This window comes from uncultured Treponema sp. (genome assembly GCF_946187725.1).
In the GTDB taxonomy this organism is placed as follows: domain Bacteria; phylum Spirochaetota; class Spirochaetia; order Treponematales; family Treponemataceae; genus Treponema_D.
In genome coordinates this window covers 1-16,258 of the sequence record NZ_CAMHSK010000005.1, presented here as the reverse complement: position 1 = coordinate 16,258, position 16,258 = coordinate 1, and the positions used below count along the sequence as shown (strand labels likewise).

Annotated in this window: 18 protein-coding genes; 6 read left to right on the top strand and 12 right to left on the bottom strand. The window is 42.1% G+C overall.

Features of this window, described 5'->3' with window-relative positions; all coding sequences use genetic code 11:
• Positions 1–54: 54 nt before the first annotated feature.
• Entirely contained in the window at positions 55–687 is a 633-nt protein-coding gene (locus tag Q0Q74_RS03220) for a Crp/Fnr family transcriptional regulator (protein WP_294428456.1), read from the bottom strand.
• A gap of 44 nt (positions 688–731) precedes the next feature.
• Here Q0Q74_RS03220 and Q0Q74_RS03215 point away from each other — a divergent pair, with 44 nt between their 5' ends.
• Both Q0Q74_RS03215 and Q0Q74_RS03210 read left to right on the top strand, forming a co-directional pair.
• Positions 732–1,313 carry a flavodoxin family protein gene (locus Q0Q74_RS03215; RefSeq protein ID WP_294428454.1) on the top strand — a complete coding sequence of 194 codons (582 nt, stop codon included), beginning with the start codon at positions 732–734 and terminating at the stop codon, positions 1,311–1,313.
• Between the two features lie 43 nt (positions 1,314–1,356).
• Positions 1,357–3,825 (top strand): ATP-dependent helicase C-terminal domain-containing protein, encoded by a 2,469-nt coding sequence (locus tag Q0Q74_RS03210; protein ID WP_294428453.1) that lies wholly within the window; start codon positions 1,357–1,359, stop codon positions 3,823–3,825.
• Between the two features lie 41 nt (positions 3,826–3,866).
• Here the strand turns inward: Q0Q74_RS03210 and Q0Q74_RS03205 are convergent, their stop codons facing one another.
• Entirely contained in the window at positions 3,867–5,837 is a 1,971-nt protein-coding gene (locus Q0Q74_RS03205; RefSeq protein WP_294428451.1) for an ABC-F family ATP-binding cassette domain-containing protein, read from the bottom strand.
• A 146-nt stretch (positions 5,838–5,983) separates the two neighbouring features.
• Here Q0Q74_RS03205 and Q0Q74_RS03200 point away from each other — a divergent pair, with 146 nt between their 5' ends.
• Entirely contained in the window at positions 5,984–6,886 is a 903-nt protein-coding gene (locus Q0Q74_RS03200) for a hypothetical protein (RefSeq protein WP_294428449.1), read from the top strand.
• An 88-nt stretch (positions 6,887–6,974) separates the two neighbouring features.
• On the opposite strand, the gene Q0Q74_RS03195 is transcribed toward Q0Q74_RS03200, so the two are convergent.
• From Q0Q74_RS03195 to Q0Q74_RS03165, 7 genes are all read right to left on the bottom strand, one after another.
• Positions 6,975–8,039: a metal ABC transporter substrate-binding protein gene (locus tag Q0Q74_RS03195; protein WP_294428448.1), complete on the bottom strand. Its 1,065-nt coding sequence runs from the start codon at positions 8,037–8,039 to the stop codon at positions 6,975–6,977.
• Between the two features lie 137 nt (positions 8,040–8,176).
• On the bottom strand, positions 8,177–8,482 hold the full coding sequence (locus tag Q0Q74_RS03190; protein ID WP_294428446.1) for a hypothetical protein: 306 nt from the start codon (positions 8,480–8,482) through the stop codon (positions 8,177–8,179).
• A gap of 98 nt (positions 8,483–8,580) precedes the next feature.
• Complete coding sequence (locus tag Q0Q74_RS03185) at positions 8,581–9,600, bottom strand: alpha-hydroxy-acid oxidizing protein (RefSeq protein ID WP_294428445.1); 1,020 nt, start codon at positions 9,598–9,600, stop codon at positions 8,581–8,583.
• Positions 9,601–9,703: 103 nt separating this feature from the next.
• Complete coding sequence (locus Q0Q74_RS03180) at positions 9,704–10,066, bottom strand: cupin domain-containing protein (protein WP_294428443.1); 363 nt, start codon at positions 10,064–10,066, stop codon at positions 9,704–9,706.
• 342 nt (positions 10,067–10,408) lie between these two features.
• Positions 10,409–10,714 (bottom strand): hypothetical protein, encoded by a 306-nt coding sequence (locus Q0Q74_RS03175; RefSeq protein ID WP_294428441.1) that lies wholly within the window; start codon positions 10,712–10,714, stop codon positions 10,409–10,411.
• Between the two features lie 10 nt (positions 10,715–10,724).
• Positions 10,725–11,072 carry a hypothetical protein gene (locus Q0Q74_RS03170; RefSeq protein WP_294428439.1) on the bottom strand — a complete coding sequence of 116 codons (348 nt, stop codon included), beginning with the start codon at positions 11,070–11,072 and terminating at the stop codon, positions 10,725–10,727.
• 23 nt (positions 11,073–11,095) lie between these two features.
• Positions 11,096–11,272 (bottom strand): hypothetical protein, encoded by a 177-nt coding sequence (locus Q0Q74_RS03165; RefSeq protein ID WP_294428438.1) that lies wholly within the window; start codon positions 11,270–11,272, stop codon positions 11,096–11,098.
• A 130-nt stretch (positions 11,273–11,402) separates the two neighbouring features.
• On the opposite strand from Q0Q74_RS03165, the gene Q0Q74_RS03160 reads away from it, so the two are divergent.
• Complete coding sequence (locus Q0Q74_RS03160; RefSeq protein ID WP_294428436.1) at positions 11,403–11,687, top strand: helix-turn-helix domain-containing protein; 285 nt, start codon at positions 11,403–11,405, stop codon at positions 11,685–11,687.
• A 132-nt stretch (positions 11,688–11,819) separates the two neighbouring features.
• On the opposite strand, the gene Q0Q74_RS03155 is transcribed toward Q0Q74_RS03160, so the two are convergent.
• The 3 genes from Q0Q74_RS03155 to Q0Q74_RS03145 are packed head-to-tail and all read right to left on the bottom strand — an operon-like array spanning position 11,820 to position 14,741.
• Positions 11,820–13,271, bottom strand: a complete 1,452-nt coding sequence (locus Q0Q74_RS03155) for an NAD(P)(+) transhydrogenase (Re/Si-specific) subunit beta (protein WP_294428434.1) — start codon at positions 13,269–13,271, stop codon at positions 11,820–11,822.
• Positions 13,272–13,284: 13 nt separating this feature from the next.
• Positions 13,285–13,578 carry an NAD(P) transhydrogenase subunit alpha gene (locus Q0Q74_RS03150; protein ID WP_002706748.1) on the bottom strand — a complete coding sequence of 98 codons (294 nt, stop codon included), beginning with the start codon at positions 13,576–13,578 and terminating at the stop codon, positions 13,285–13,287.
• Positions 13,579–13,607: 29 nt separating this feature from the next.
• A complete protein-coding gene (locus Q0Q74_RS03145; protein ID WP_294428425.1) occupies positions 13,608–14,741 on the bottom strand; it encodes an NAD(P) transhydrogenase subunit alpha in 1,134 nt (377 codons plus the stop codon).
• 231 nt (positions 14,742–14,972) lie between these two features.
• Here Q0Q74_RS03145 and Q0Q74_RS03140 point away from each other — a divergent pair, with 231 nt between their 5' ends.
• Complete coding sequence (locus Q0Q74_RS03140) at positions 14,973–15,182, top strand: helix-turn-helix transcriptional regulator (RefSeq protein ID WP_294428423.1); 210 nt, start codon at positions 14,973–14,975, stop codon at positions 15,180–15,182.
• Positions 15,183–15,326: 144 nt separating this feature from the next.
• The coding region (locus Q0Q74_RS03135; protein ID WP_294428421.1) for a glucuronate isomerase at positions 15,327–16,258 on the top strand (932 nt) is incomplete at its 3' end.

Below are 16,258 nucleotides of genomic sequence, written 5' to 3'. Positions count from 1 at the left end.
AGCTACCTCTTAGCGTAAAGATAACCGGGAAATCAAAAATCGTATGTGACAAAGTTACTTAAGAATTTCAATCTTTCCGCGACCGAGCCGGACGAGTCCTTCTTCTTCCAGATATTTGAGCGTTTTGGAGACGACTTCTCGCACGCTGCCGATTTCTTTGGCAATATCTTCATGCTTAATCGACAGAACCGTGCTTTTCTGACGCAAGGATTCATCGTGCAGGAAAGCGGTTATCCTCTGGTCAATTTTCATAAAAAGAAGCTGCTGGAGTGTCCATAGCACTTCGGAAAATTTTTCGGTCGCATTTTTATAGATGTAAAGCTCAACGAGAGGATTTTCTTTTTCAACTTTGTGGAGTGCCTGTGACGGAATCAGGCAGACTTTTGTTTCGCCAATTGCTTCAATCAGAACATCAAAAACAATCGAATCCATCAGGCAGGAAGCCGAAAGAATGCATACATCGCCGCTTTCTACCCGGTAAAGCGTGACTTCACGGCCTTCGTCGGAAACGCAATAGACACGCAGTGCTCCACAGATAACTGCCATGATTCCACGGCATTCTCCGTCCGTGCGGTGAATCAGTTTGTTCTGGGGAAAAATCTCCGTTCGTGCGGAATTTGCGAGAAAGTTCTTTTGTTCAGTCGTAAGATTTTCCCAGAAAGAAAAAAGTGATGCTTGATTTTCCATAAATCTGATTATAACATAGGAAACCAACAAAAGAGGAGAAAAGCATGAAAGTAATTCTTTTTAATGGAAGCCGAAACGAAAAAGGCAGCACTTACACGGCATTGAATCTTGTCGCTGATTCACTCAAAGAAAATGGCATCGACACAGAGATTTTTTGGGTCGGTGGAAAAGCCCTCACTGGCGAGATTGACGCTCTTGTTGATGAAGCGGTTGAAAAGTTGCAAAGCGCAGACGGAATCGTACTCGGTTCGCCTGTCTATTATGCTTCTCCGAGTGGTGAAATGGTTGCATTCCTAGACAGGCTCTATTGGAAAGGAGAAAAATATCTTCGCTTTAAGCCAGCCGCAGCGGTTACTGTTGCCCGCCGTGCAGGCACAACAGCTTGTCTCGATGTTCTGAACAAATACATCACTTATGCTCAGCAGCCTGTCATTACTTCACGTTACTGGAACATGGTTCACGGTTCAAATGGCGATGATGTTATGAAAGACGAAGAAGGAATCCAGATTATGCACACAATCGGCCGAAACATGGCATGGATTTTAAAGAGCATTGAAGCCGGAAAGAGTGCTGGTGTCGCACAACCAGAATCTGAAAAGAAAGTCTGGACGAATTTCATTCGATAAATCTGATTTAAAAAACTAACGATAGTTTTATTATTTCTTTTATATGCCTGATTTTTCTCGTGCTCACGATTTGCTTTCTTCTCTTCCGGTTGTTCCGTTTCTTAATGAGATTTGTGATACGCTGAAGTCTTCTGAATCTCGGTTTTTGGTGCTTACGGCCGAGACTGCAGCAGGAAAATCGACCGCTGTTCCAATTGCTCTTCTTGAACATTTTGAAGGCAAGATTCTCATGCTTGAACCACGCCGACTTGCAGCCAGAGCGATTGCCGACAGGCTTTCTGATTTGCTTGGAGAAGAGACTGGAAAATCTGTGGGCTACAGGCTTCATCTCGATTCAAAAACCTCTTCAGCGACGCGCCTTGAAGTAATCACTGAGGCCATTTTGACTCGTCGTTTGCAGGCCGATCCACTTCTTGAAGATGTGAGCGTGATTGTTTTGGATGAATTTCATGAACGCTCTATTCATTCTGATTTGGCACTTGCTTTTTTAAAAGAAACAATGCTGCTTCGTGACGATTTGTTTGTAATCGTTATGAGCGCGACTATAAATTCTCGTTCGCTGTCTGAATATTTGGGAAATAAAGAAAAACCGGCACCTGTGATGCAAATTCCGGGGCGGCAGTTTCCAGTTGAGATTGAATATAAGCCGAATGTAAGCGTAGCTGAAGCAATTTTTGATGAAGTGAACAAAAATGCAATGCGCGGATATGGAGAAACTTTGCTGGCTTTCCTGCCAGGCATTTATGAAATCCGAAAGACCAAATCGGAACTTGAACTTCTGCTGTCAAATCAAAATCTAAATACTGAAATTCTGATTCTTCATTCGTCGGTTCCAGTTTCTGAACAGCGGAAGGTTCTTTCACCGCTTGCAAAAGATTCTTGCCAGCGTGTGATTCTTTCTTCTGCGATTGCCGAAACTTCGCTGACTGTTCCTGGTGTCAGGGTTGTAATTGATTCTGGACTTTGCCGCATGAACAAAATGAATGTCGCACTTGGAATGGAACATCTTGTTACGGAAAAAGAAAGTCGTTTTAGTGCAGAGCAGCGTGCGGGTCGTGCAGGTCGTCTTGCTGCAGGAAAATGTATCCGTCTTTGGGATAAAAATGACCCGCTAATTGAACAGAATGTGCCGGAAATTCTTCGTGCTGATTTGACTCAGCTTGTCCTCGAATGTGCGCAATGGGGCTCTTGTGAAATTGAAAAACTGTCCTGGCTTACGGTGCCGAATGCTTCTGCATGGAAAGCGGCCTGTATGCTTCTTGAAATGCTTGACTGTCTTGAAGTAAAACGAAATTCGGCAGGCACTGATTTTTATAAAATTACGACGAAAGGAAAGGCTATTTTGAAGCTTGGCCTTCACCCGCGTTTGGCTTGTGTAGCATTGGCGGGCGGTGCTGAATCTGCTCTTCCATTTAGTGAATATGCGGAAGCAAGTGTTGAACGACAGCAGATTTTTCTTAATGACTTAAAAAAGAGGCTTTCACAAGAACGACAGGATTTTGCTCAATCAGAGAAGATGACGGTTCCTGTTTTGTCGGGATTTCCGGATCGTCTTGCAATGCTTTCATTACAAACGCCGTTGAATGCAGAGCGTGCCGAATATCACTTTCCTTCTGGCCGGACAGCCTGGCTAACGCGGGAAAATCTTGTTTCACAGACAAAATTTCGTAATACAGCAATTTCATCTGGTTTTCCGAAATGGATTGTTGCTCCAGAAGTTGATGCTGGTGAGCGGACAGGAAAAATCTATTCGTTTGAGTGTGTATCTGATGAACAGGCAGAAAATTTCTTAAAGAATCATGCGAAGACAGAGATTAGAATTGAGTTTGTCGGGCAATCGAATGGAAATGATTTTAAGAATCTTTCGATTCAGAAAAAAGAAATTACGGTTTACGGAGAGCTTGTCCTGAAAGAAAAGAAAATGCCTGCGGATTCTGGTGATTTTGCGTTGGCACTTTGTGACCTGGTGAGAAAAAGAGGTTTAACTTCTCTGCCTCTTGATGGCCGAATAGAAGAGTTTTTGCTTAGAGCAGAGTTTTATATTAAATATGCTGAAAAAAAGGCCGATGAACTTGGTGAAAAATATGCTTCTCTCTCTCAAAATGCTGAAAAATGGTTACGACCGTTCGTTAAGTCACAAAAAATCAACGCGCAGGATATTTTTGATGCACTTTACTGGTATTTAGATGGAGCGGATATTGATTCAAAAGTTCCGTTGCAGATTACTTTGCCCAACGGAAGAAAGCGTAAAATCAAGTATGAAAAGAAAGCTGATGGAGAAATTCAGCCGACACTTGAAATTATAATTCAGCAGATTTTTGGCTGTTTTGAAACACCAAAGATTTTGGGTAAGCCCGTTCTGTTAAAGTTGCTTTCCCCGGCCAGTCGCCCGCTTCAAATTACGGATGATTTGGAGCATTTTTGGAGCGGTGCCTGGACTGAAATCTGCAAAGAGATGAAAGGACGCTACCCAAAGCACAATTGGGATTATCGGGTAAGTGAGCGCGACTAGGAAATGTTGATTAACACTTGCCGTAAATTGGCTTTTATGAACTAGCCCAACTCTGCCAGTTCTTCCCAGCGCGCGTAATCAGCATTGAGTTTTTCTTCGACAGATTTATATTCTTCACCGGCTTTCTGAACAATGGCGTAATCCGAAGAAATCATAAGCTGTTCAAGTTCAGATTTTTTTTCTTCCAGCTCCATGATTTCTGCTTCGAGTGATTCAAATTCCCGCTGTTCCTTAAAAGTCTTTTTGCGAGCTTTCGGGGGCGTTGCGGGCTGATTTGAGAGAGTCTCGTTGAAGGCTGTGCCTGAAACGGCTTTCCCCTTTAGATTATTTGAACTGTTATTAGCAAGTTTTCCTGAATTTTTATCTTTCTGGGTTCCATTTTCCGCTTTTAACTTTCCGCTTTCCGTTTCTTCAAGGTATTCGATATATTCAGAGCACTTGCCAACAAAGCCGGAAACAGAGCCATCTTCTTCCATGATGAACATTGTGTCGGCAATTTTATCCATGAAGTAACGGTCATGGCTAACGATGAGTAGGCACCCTTTGTAATCGAGCAGGAAATCTTCAAGGATATTCATCGTAAAAATGTCAAAGTCGTTGGTCGGCTCGTCGAGAATCAGGAAGTTCGGGTTGGAAATTAAAAGGCGCACGAGGAAAACACGCTTGCGCTCACCGCCACTCAAAGTTGAAAGCATTGAATGTTGAATTTTGCCCTCAAAACCGAACTGTTTAAGGAAAAGACTTGCGCTCAAAGTACGGCCGTCATTCATCTCAACGACATCCGCGGCTTCTTTGATGTATTCGAGCACGGTCAGACTCAAATCCTTGAAGACTGGATTCTGCTGGTAGTAGCCAAAAAATGTGTTTTCGCCTTTGACAATCTCGCCCGAATCAGGCGGAATAAGCCCGGTGATGATATTCAATAGCGTCGATTTTCCAGAGCCGTTCCCGCCGAAAATTCCGATTTTTTCACCCTTGCTGAAGGTGTAAGAAAAATCACGGAGAACCGGCGAGGTTTCGTTAGTCTTTATAAAATTTTTTGAAATCCCATGCAATTCAAGAATTTTTCCGCCAAGACGACGGCCTGCAACTTCAAACTGAAAGCCCTTGTCCTTTGCAAATTTTTCGCGGTTAATCAGCTGCATGTCGCGCTGGATTCGTGCCTTTGCCTTTGTTCCGCGCGCACAAGGACCTCGCCGCAGCCAGTCACGCTCAAAACGAAGCACGCTTTCAATTCGCCGTTCGGTGTTTTCTTCGATTTCGGCTTCAATTTCTTTCTTTTCGAGATAGGTCGAATAATTGCCCTGATAAAGCTTGATTGTCGTGCGAAACAGTTCATAGATATTTGTGCAGACTGCATCGAGAAAGTAGCGGTCGTGTGTGACCATGAGAACCGTACGCTGTGTGTCATGAAGATAATTTTGCAGCCAGTAAATCGTCTGTATGTCGAGGTGGTTGGTCGGCTCGTCAAGGAGAAGGAGCTTTGTATCTTCTACAAGAACCTGTGCAAGCGCAACTTTTTTGACCATTCCTCCTGAAAGAGTTCCCATTTTGCGGGAAAGGTCATTGATTCCAAGTGTGCCGAGGATTGAGCGAATCTGACTTTCGTAGTTCCATAGATTGCCCTGGTCCATTTCAAGCGTAAGTTCATCGAAGCGTTTTTGCTGAGCGTTGCTGAGACCTGCACTCATTTTATCGCAGAGGTCTTCGTATTCGTTGATTATTTCAAGTTTCGGGCTTTTTGATTTGAATATATGCTCGCGGATTGTGTTTTCTGTATCAAAATCGGGATTTTGCGGAAGATAACTAACTCCCGATAGTTTATTTATAATAACTTGTCCTTCATCGGCATTCAAAACACCTGCAATAACATTGAGAAGCGTAGATTTTCCGGTTCCATTGCGGCCGATAATCGCAGCTTTTTCGCCTTCATTGAGACCAAAAGTGACATTCTTAAAAAGTGGAGCTTCACGCCCCATTTTGGAAAGTCCTGAAATAGACAAAATATTCATAATTAGACCTGTTCGAACACCTTTATTTGTTGCGAATTATAGCATAAAACCAAGATTTTTGTTTAGCGAGATTGAAGAGCCTGACCGGATTCATTAAAAATCGCTTGGATTCAAATTTTATTCTCTAAATGCCGAAAATAAATAGTATGAAATTTAAAGTATCTGTTTTTATTTTGATTGTATTTGCGTTCATAAATATTGCTTGCTTAAAGAATAAGACTGAAGAAGAATTTGTAGAGCCAGTTGAAGTTGAAGAGCCTGTGATTCAGGAAACCTTTATCGAAGGAAAAATATTGCGAAAGAATGCCGAACTTTGCCTTGTTGGGCGTGATTCTGCCATGCATCCGGTGATTAAACTTGCTGCCGGAACGGATATTCCTGTTCTTGAACTTGACGGCGTAATTGACACAAAAATGATTCCGGATGTTGAATCAAAACCTTCTGCTGCAGAAACAGATTCAGATAAAACAGAAGCCCTTGATGAACTCGCTTTTAAAGGAACCGTATATTATCATGTCGTCTATGACAATATTGATTTCTGGCTTGATAAGTCTGTTCTTGCTTTTAATTGTGAGAATGCCGTTGTTGTCGAACGAACATATATGTATTCCGATGCTGATTTGACTCAAAAACTTGACAGTCCGCAAAATCCATTGAAATTTGCCGCTATTGTTTCTAAAGCAAAAGATGAAGCTGATGCAGTAAATTCTAAATCTGTTAAAATCTTCTATTATGATACGGGGATAAAATCTGTTCAGGAGGCGTTTGTTTCTGCTGATTCAGTAAGCACTAGAAAAGACGACCAGGTTGTGTGTCAGATTGTTGAATCTCTTAAAACAACGACAAGGGCCGTTCCCCGAAATGAGCTTTTTGCTAAAGCCGCAAAGTATAAACCGTGTAAAAAAGTTCTGGCCGCACTGAACGAGCAAAAAGTTGAAAAAAAGACGTACAATTATCAGGAAGTTCTGAAATCAATGCAAAGAATGTCTTTCGGTGTAAATGTTGATGAACTGATGACAGTTGACCAGTCGAAAGATCCGTTTAAATAAAAATTAACTGTCCAAAAATACGCTGTTTTCTTATGAAAAAAGTCATTGCAACCACAGACGGGGCAATGACTTTTTTTATCTGATTCGATTATTTCAAAGCCGCTTTCAAAACTTCAAGATTCTTTTCCATTGCACCAAGATATGTCGTGCCTTTTTTAATCTGTTTTGCAGTTGTTGACTGCAGCGAATCAAAGGTAAGAACCTTAGCTTTTTTGTTCTTGCTGTTTGAAATGATTGTCTTTGCAATTTTGCCGTTTCCGCTTTCAATCTGGCAAACAGCCTGTAAGTCAAGCTCATTCACTTTTTCAGAAAGGAAAACGATTGTTTTGAAGCTTGCCTCGCTTTCTGCTGAACATCCGGCAAAGGCAGCGTAGTATTTCAAATTGTAATCATCAACAAGATATCGGAACGGAAAGCGGTCGCCAAAAAGCACCGTCTTGATTCGGGCACTTTCAACAGCCTCAACATATTTTGCATCCAAGGTATCAAGTTTTGCTGTGTAAGAAGCAAGATTTTTCTTATATACAGTGGCATTTGCAGAATCTTTTTCGCAGAGAGCATCGGCAATTGCACCACACAAAGTTTTTGCGAATCTCAAAGAAAGCCAGACATGCTCATCTTTTTCATCTTCTTCGTGATGGTGATGCGCGTGCTCGTCATGTTCATCATGGTGATGTTCATGCGCATCATGATGATCATGCTCGTCATCATCGTCATGGTCGTCGTGTCCGTGCTCATCGTGATGATGGTGCCCATGCTGCATTCCCTCAACAATTTCCTCGTTCTTTACGCGATCCCCCAAAACCTCGACAAGATTAATCACTTTCATGTTCGGATTCTTGGCATTCTTGATTACATCATCAACCCATTCATCGCTCTCGCCGCCGACATAAATGAAAATGTCCGCCTCAGAAATCTTCGCGATGTCCTTTACGCTTGGCGAATAGCTGTGCAGGTCAACGCCGTTATTCAAAAGAAGAGTAAGCTCCACATTGTCAACCTTCTCATCTATGATTTCTTTTGCCCAGTCATATTCCGGGAAAATCGTAGTAACAACTTTGAGTTTTTCAGATTTTGATTCACTTTTTTTGCCTGCAAATGCGAAACTTGAAAGAGCAAGCAATACCGTCATTAATGTAAGTATTTTTTTCATTTTATTTTCCTTTTTTTAGCGCAATTTTACTTCCTACGCCCTTCCGCAGCTCAGTAGCCCTCGGTCGAAAACTTTCGCTTTCGACTGGCTTCGCCACTGCTACACGGCGGGCGCAGCATCTTCTGTAAAAAAGGAATTCAGTTGTTGAGTTTGATTTTTTCTGTTACTGGAGTTGCAAAAACAATGAAAGATAGAACCAGTACAAAAGAGAACGGAATTAAAGATAAGTTCTGAACTTGAACGGAGAGAGAAACACCTAGATTGAGGTTCTGGAAATTTGCCTTGGCGATTTGCAAAATGGCGCAAACCTGGCAATCTTCTTCCTCATGATTGTGCTCGATGTGCTGAGAAACAAAAAAGACAGAAAGACAAAGTGACGCCGCAAGCATTACCGCAAGCAAAAACGAAACCTTTCCTTTCTGTCCCTTGTAAATATGTCTCATTAAATCTCCGCTCAGAAACTGATGCACGCATCAATTTGAGAACGAGTGTCAAATTACACTAAACTAACAAAAATGTCAATATGAGAATGAGTCGCAAATTAATAGCGTGTAATCTTTTCCTTCGTGATGTCGGAGATTTTAAGCGTGCCGGTCATTGCCATTGTGTCTTCAAGCTCGCCTTTGATTTTTTCGACATATGCTTTTACGCCTTCTTCGCCGCCACCGAAAACGGCAGTAACGAATGGGCGGGTAATGATTACCGCATCTGCACCGAGCGCGATAGCCTTAAACACATCAGTTCCGCTACGGATTCCGCCGTCAACGATAATCTTCATCTTACCTTTTACGGCCTCTGCAATTTCTGGCAAGACTTCGGCTGTTGCCGGGCAACCGTCCAAAACTCGTCCGCCATGATTTGAAACTACGATTGCGCTTGCTCCGGCTTCCATTGCTTTGAGCGCACCACGAACAGTCATTACGCCCTTAATGATGAATGGAAGATTTGCCATCTCAACAATCTGCTTAAGCTCGGCCACAGATTTGCTTCCAGCCGGTGGATTTCTGTTCTTTAAGAATGGAAGACCAGCCGCATCAATGTCCATTGCCATCGCAAAAGGATTGCCTGTACGGACAAGTTCCATCTTTTCTTTGATAGTATCTAAATCCCATGGTTTAATGGTAGGAATTCCAATTCCGTTGTTCGCGGCGATTGATTTTGCAGCCCCTTCCATAACCTTGATATTAACGCCATCACCAGTAAAGCCCACAATACCATTTGCGGCACACGCCGTAAGCAAAGTATGATTGTAGGACAAATCATCAAACTTATCACCGTAATGGAAATTAACGCTTCCAACAGGACCTGCAAAAACTGGAAGTGCAAAATGCTTTCCAAAGAATTCGATAGAAGTATCTACGGTTCCGTGCTCATAAATTGTGTCCATATTCACACAAATATTCTGCCAGGCATTAAAATTACGGATGGCAACCGTTCCACTCCCCTTTGCTCCAGGACCCGGAATTGAATTTTTACAAGCCACACCATTACAAACAGGACAAGCCTTGCACTTATCCCCAATAAATTTTCGAGCTTCTTCAAGTACATCAGTGTAAGTCATTTTTTTACCTCTGAGTAATACTAACACGAGAAATGCAGCCCGTACAAGGAAAAAAGATTCTGTATGGAGAGAATAAGCGTTTCAAATCACAAAAATTCTGGGACTATTTATTCTTATATGCATAGGAAAAGTTTATAGGAGGCGAAGTTACCGAAATATATTCAAAAAGTTCGCCGCTGTCGTTTTTTAGCCCATGAATATCGCCGTCTGCGAAGCGGACAGTATCGCCTTCAGAAAAATCCTCTTCTTTGCCGTCTGCGAGCAGCAGTTTCCCCTTGCCTTTCAAAGCAATCCATATTTGTTCCGAAGAATCGTGACAGTGACGACCTTGTTCTGCCCCGCTTTCAACCCGCACCCGTGTAATCGTAATCCGCTCGCTTTTGCTGTTTTCAGGATTCAAGAGCTGAGCTGACTCCACGCCAGGATTGCGCAATGTTTTCACGCAAGCTTTTCTAATCAATTCCATAAAAGTTCTCTTTAGGAATATTGTAGTGCATTTCAGGGATTTTTGCAGAGTATTAAAAAATGCCAGGCCCACAGATTGGGCGTTCCCCTACGGTCGCATACGCTACCTTCGGGTCAGGCTGCTCCAGGTTCCGCTAATCGCTTCATTGTTCCATTCGCTACGCTCATTCCAGAACTGCTCCGCCGCCTTGTGCATCCTTAACGCATGGGGGAAACTATTCTGTGTACTTTTCTTCAAGCAACTTTCCCATAAATAAAAACGAGACCGTAAAAAAATTACGGCCTCTGTATAACATTCGCGATTAAAGGCGCATTGAATATAAGATTTACTTTCTCACAAGTTTTAATTTGTTTTGATAAGAGGAACTTCACAATTATTGATATACAATACAGGCACTTGCTGCATTAAATCAGAAAAACTTGTCTTTAGTCGAACAAGAACTATATAGTCATTGCCATTGTCTACAAATGTTCCCTGCAAATCAACATACCGAACATTTATTTCTGAATTTTTAGCAATACCAAGAATTTTATGATCACAATAATTATCATCTATCGTCAACTCAAATTCAGATTTGAGCGTATAGGATTTTATTTCATATGTAATTGTGTGGTTTCCATATTTTGCTTTAAATACTGTAGACGACATATTATTTCCCCTATTCTTTTTCGATTGAAAAAGTTCTGTTATCTTCATAATTAAAATTCATGAAGATTTCTTTTTCTCCAGAATTCACAAAGCGATAACCATTTTCTTTCATGTATTTTATTACAGCCTGTTTCGCTTTCCCATAGATGAACATTTGTCCACCAAGATGATTCTTGCTTGTTGGGACTTCTTCTGCTTCAAACTCCTTACTGTTACCGTCACAATCAGCTAAACTAATTTGCGAAGGTCCAAACGATATCTCAGCTGTGGCTCCTGATATCGAATCGAAAGAACAAGATGCCTTCCTCATCCATTCGTCATATTCTTCCTGTGTAAGTTTTGACTTAAAAAATCCCATTTTGTTTCACTCCTTTTTTTCTGTTAAATCTGTCCTTCTTTACGCCAATAATCTGCCAGCTCAGGATTCTTGGCAGTACCAATTCCCTTTTCATAATATTCCGATAGTTTTAGCATAGCAGACACATTTCCGTTTTCTGCAGCTTTTTTAATTGCTTCAAACTGCTCTTTTTCAGAAAGTTCTAATTCCGACAAATCCATATAACTCTCCTTGATAAGTTTCATTATTGGAAACAATGTTTTTCAGTTATAAGAATCAATGAAAAACCATTAGACAATATAATGAAATTTCGTGTTGTTTGTCAATGTTATTCCGTTCATATTGTATCAGATGGATGAACAGGAATATCAAAAACAGGTCAATTTCGTACTCGCAAGACTAAAAGAAGAACGACAAAAAGCAAACATGTCACAAATTGAACTTTCTTTTGCTGCAGGGCTTTCCCAAAATCAAGTAAACTGTATTGAATCAGGTCGAAATATTCCAAATCTATATACGCTTATCAAAATTTGTAATGCTTTAAAAATCAGACCTGAAATTCTTTTTTCGACACCAAATGAAGAACGAGAAAAGGCTAGAAATGAAATTATTTCTCTTGTAAAAAGATATATATAAAATTGTAAATTTTCGTAAAATCGAAAAAAAAAGCCAGTCCCCCATGCAGAAGACTGGCGTAAAACACAAGCAACACACAGCCACACTTCCGTATAAAAACATCCGCGTGTATCTGTGTGCATCTGCGTCTAATTACTGATCATTAAATTCACTTACAAGCGCCGAGACCGTAGCCTTAGCGTCTCCGTAAATCATTACAGTATTATCGTTTGTAAAGAGCGGGTTCTCAACACCAGAGAAGCCTGTACCCTTACCACGCTTGAGTACGAATACTGTGCGAGCCTCGTGAGCGTTTACGATTGGCATACCGTAGAGCGGGCTTGACTCGTCGTTGATAGCATCCGGGTTAACAACGTCGTTTGCACCGATAACGATTGCAACGTCAACATTGCTCATCTGTGGGTTCATCTCGTCAGCTGTTTTGAGCTGCTCATAAGGAACATTTGCCTCAGCAAGCAATACGTTCATGTGTCCTGGCATACGACCTGCAACCGGGTGGATTGCGAAGTTTACTTCTGCACCGTTCTCTTCAAGCTTGTCGCAAAGCTCTTTTACGGCGTGCTGAGCCTGAGCTACAGCCATACCGTAACCTGGAACGAATACAACGTTCTTTGCAGCCTCGAGAATCATGTAAGCGTCTTCCACAGATATAGCCTTCGGCTCCTTTGCAGGACCATTTGCGCCCTTCTTCTTTGAACCACCGAAGCTCTTGAAGAGGAGGGAACCGAATGTGCGGTTCATAGCCTTACACATAATCAATGTAAGGATAAGACCAGAAGCACCTACGAGACATCCAGAAACTACAAGTACAGTGTTGTTGATTGCGAAACCAGCAAAAGCAGCAGCCAAACCAGACAAAGCATTCAAGAATGAAATGATAACCGGCATATCACCACCACCGATTGGGATAACCATTGTGAAGCCCAAAAGGAGGAAGATTGCCGTAGAAGCGATTACGCCGCATTTTTCGATTTCTTGGAATCCAAATGGATTGTCAGAAGTGAAGAATGAGTAAGCGATGATTGAAATAAGTCCGAGTACGCACAAAACGCCGTTTACAGCGTTCTTAGCAGGAATTACCCAGCCCTTGAAAGTCATTTTTCCGCTCAATTTGCCCCATGCAACCAAAGAACCTGTGAATGCAACAGCACCGATTGCGATTGTAAGGCCGAGTGAAACAGCTGTGAAATAGTCACCTTTTTCTGCTGCGATGTACTGTGTCAAAGCAACGAGAAGTGAAGAAAGACCACCGAAACCGTTGAACAAAGCAACGAGCTCAGGCATACCAGTCATCTGAACTTTCTTAGACCAGATAGCACCGATGATTGTACCAATCAAAACAGCTACGATAATCCAGCAATAGCCGTTTGCCAAAAGTGGGTTTCCGCCCCAGGCAGCAGCGTCAGAAGCAAATGCGCTCATAACATCTTTCTGAACAAGAACTGTTACACAAGCAATCAACATACCGACTGCTGAATATGCGTTACCCTTGCGGGCTGTATCTGTCTTTCCGAGCAATTTGATACCACGGATGAAGAAGATACAAGAAACCATGTAAAGAATTTTAATAGCTATATCAGACATTTCTCAGCACCTCTTATTTCTTAGAGTCCTTTTTCTTGAACATACCAAGCATTCGGTCTGTTACCATGTAACCACCGATTACGTTGATAGTAGCAAAAACAATAGCGAGGAAGCCGAGAACAGCTCCGACCTTTCCACCGATTTTAACGGCTGCTGCTGTGATAGAAATAGCACCAACAACAGTGATACCAGAAATAGCGTTAGTTCCTGACATCAACGGTGTATGAAGCTGTGAAGGAACTTTTGCAATCAACTCCAATCCAAGGAAAGCAGCGATTACAAATACGAAAATAAGCATAATATCCATAAAAATTAACTCCTTATGAAATCGACTTTTTAGTTATTCTTGAAGCGTTCATGAATAATCTGTCCGCCCTGTGTGAGCAAGCAGCCCTTCATGATGTCATCTTCCATGTTGACATTGAATTCTTTTGCTTCTTTGTTGTAGAAGCCGGCATGTGTGAGGAAGGCCGTGATGTTTCCAGAGAACATCTTTGAAGCATCATACGGAACCTGTCGCTCGAGCAAGTCGCCTGACATGATTGTAACGCCGTTCTCTGTAACAACGTTTTCAAAGAGCTTTGAACCCTCAACGTTTCCGCCTGTTGAACAAGCCATATCGACTACGATTGAGCCTGGCATCATGCGGTCAAGAACGTTCTTTTCGATGAGACGTGGAGCCTTGCGACCGAATACTTTTGCAGTTGTAATGACGATGTTTGCTTTTTCACAAACTTTAGCCTGTGCTTCCTTCTGTTTTGCAATCTGCTCAGGAGTAAGCTCTTTTGCGTATCCCTGTGCAGTCTGACCCATTTCACCGAGGTCAATCTTAACGAATGAAGCACCAAGTGATTTAACCTGCTCTTCAACGACCGGACGAGTATCGAAAGCGTCAACACGTGCGCCCAAACGTTTTGCAGTAGCGATTGCCTGAAGACCGGCAACACCGACACCAATAATGAAAACGCGAGCCGGGTTGATTGTACCTGCCGGAGTAACCATCATAGGAAGGATTTTAGGAAGTTTAGCAGCTGCATTTACGACAGCAACGTAACCTGCCAAAGAAGTCTGTGATGACTGAACATCCATCTTCTGAGCGAGTGTGCTTCGAGGAATCATCTCCAAAGATACAGCCTGAATTCCTTTAGAAGCGAAATTATTCAAAAGATCTTTTTCGTTGAACGGATCCATATAGCTCAAATGCAATGTGCCTTCTTTGATTCCGTCAATTGACTCTGGCTTCATAATGCGGACAATGATTTCTGAATCGTTGTAAGCATCTTCTTCTTTTGCAACGATAGAAGCGCCTGCTGTTTTGTAAGCCTCATCGCTGAACCCGCTCTTCAAACCTGCTCCAGAAACGACTTTGAATTCAAAGCCCATAGAAACAAGTTTTTTGATGTCATCAGGAATGAGGGCAACGCGTGTCTCGCGCTCGTCCTTTTCCTTGCAGACCAAAACTTTCTTCATTTTTGAAAGCCTCCTATTTTGTGAAATAGCTAAACATAAGCTAAAAAAATCGCTTCCATTATATAGAAAAAAGAAAAGTTTTACATCAATTTTATCGGTTTTTTGTAAAATTTGTGCGTATGGAGACAGCTAATTGTTTAAATCCGCATTTTGCCTTAAAAATTCTCCTTAGGTATATTTATAACTTTGATACAAGTTTCAGAAAATCGGCAGGCATTTGATAATTTTTGCATGGACGAGAAGGAAGAATTACAAAAAGAATACATTTCGCAGCTTTTTGGGCGGAATGTTAAAAAATATCGCAAACTGGCGGGGCTTACGCAGGAACAGCTTTCGGAGCGTTTGGGCGTGTCTCAGAAACATCTTTCGATTATAGAGACCGGTACGCAGTTTGCTTCTGCTTCGCTCATTGGCCGGATTTCCGAGGAACTTCAGGGGTAACCACCCAAATTTCTTTTTTATACAAAAATTGCACACAATATAACATCGATTTTTAAATCCAGAATGATAAAATAGAAGAAAATTAGACTTGTTCGGAAACTGCACTTCTCCGAACACTTCTATTGTAGTACTGGAGAACAAACGATGAAAAAATTCATGGACAAAGATTTCCTTCTTGAGACAAAAACTGCTCAGAAGTTGTTCGAGGCCTGCAAGAACGAGCCTCTTTGGGACTATCACTGCCACCTTATTCCAGCACAGATTGCTGAGAACAAAAAATTCAAAAATCTTACAGAAATCTGGCTTGGCGGCGACCACTACAAATGGCGACAGATGCGCACTTACGGCGTAACCGAAGACTACATCACTGGCGACAAACCTGATTACGAAAAATTCCTCAAATGGGCAGAGACAATCGAGCACCTTATCGGAAACCCTCTCTACCACTGGACACACCTTGAGCTTCAGCGATATTTCGGAATCGACGAGCCACTCACTGTCAAAACCGCTCCAGCAATCTGGGAAAAAGCAAATAAAATGCTCCAGAGCGATGAACTTTCAGTAAAAGGAATTTTCGAAAAATTCCATGTTTACGCAGTCGGCACAACAGACGACCCGATTGATTCTCTCGAATATCACAAGGCAATCGCCGCAGGCACAGCCCCAATCGGCAAAATCGCAACAAAAGTCCGCCCATCTTACCGCCCGGACAAAGCAATCAACATCAATCTTCCAACATACAAAGACTACATCGCAAAATTGAGCGAAGTCAGCGGAATCGCAATCAAAACTTCTGATGATGTAATCAAAGCCCTCATCAAACGCCTTGATTTCTTCATTGAAAACGGATGCCGCGCTTCTGACCACGCACTTGAATACCCGCCATGCAAAATCGACACTGACGCAAACATCGATGCAGTAGTCGCACGCGCTTTGAACGGCGAGACAATCTCAGAATGTGAGGCAGAAGCTTACAAAACAAAAGTTCTCGTTGCACTCGGACGCGCTTACGAAGAGCGTGGAATCGTTCAGCAGTGGCACATGAACGCAATCCGCGACAACAACAAGGCAATGTT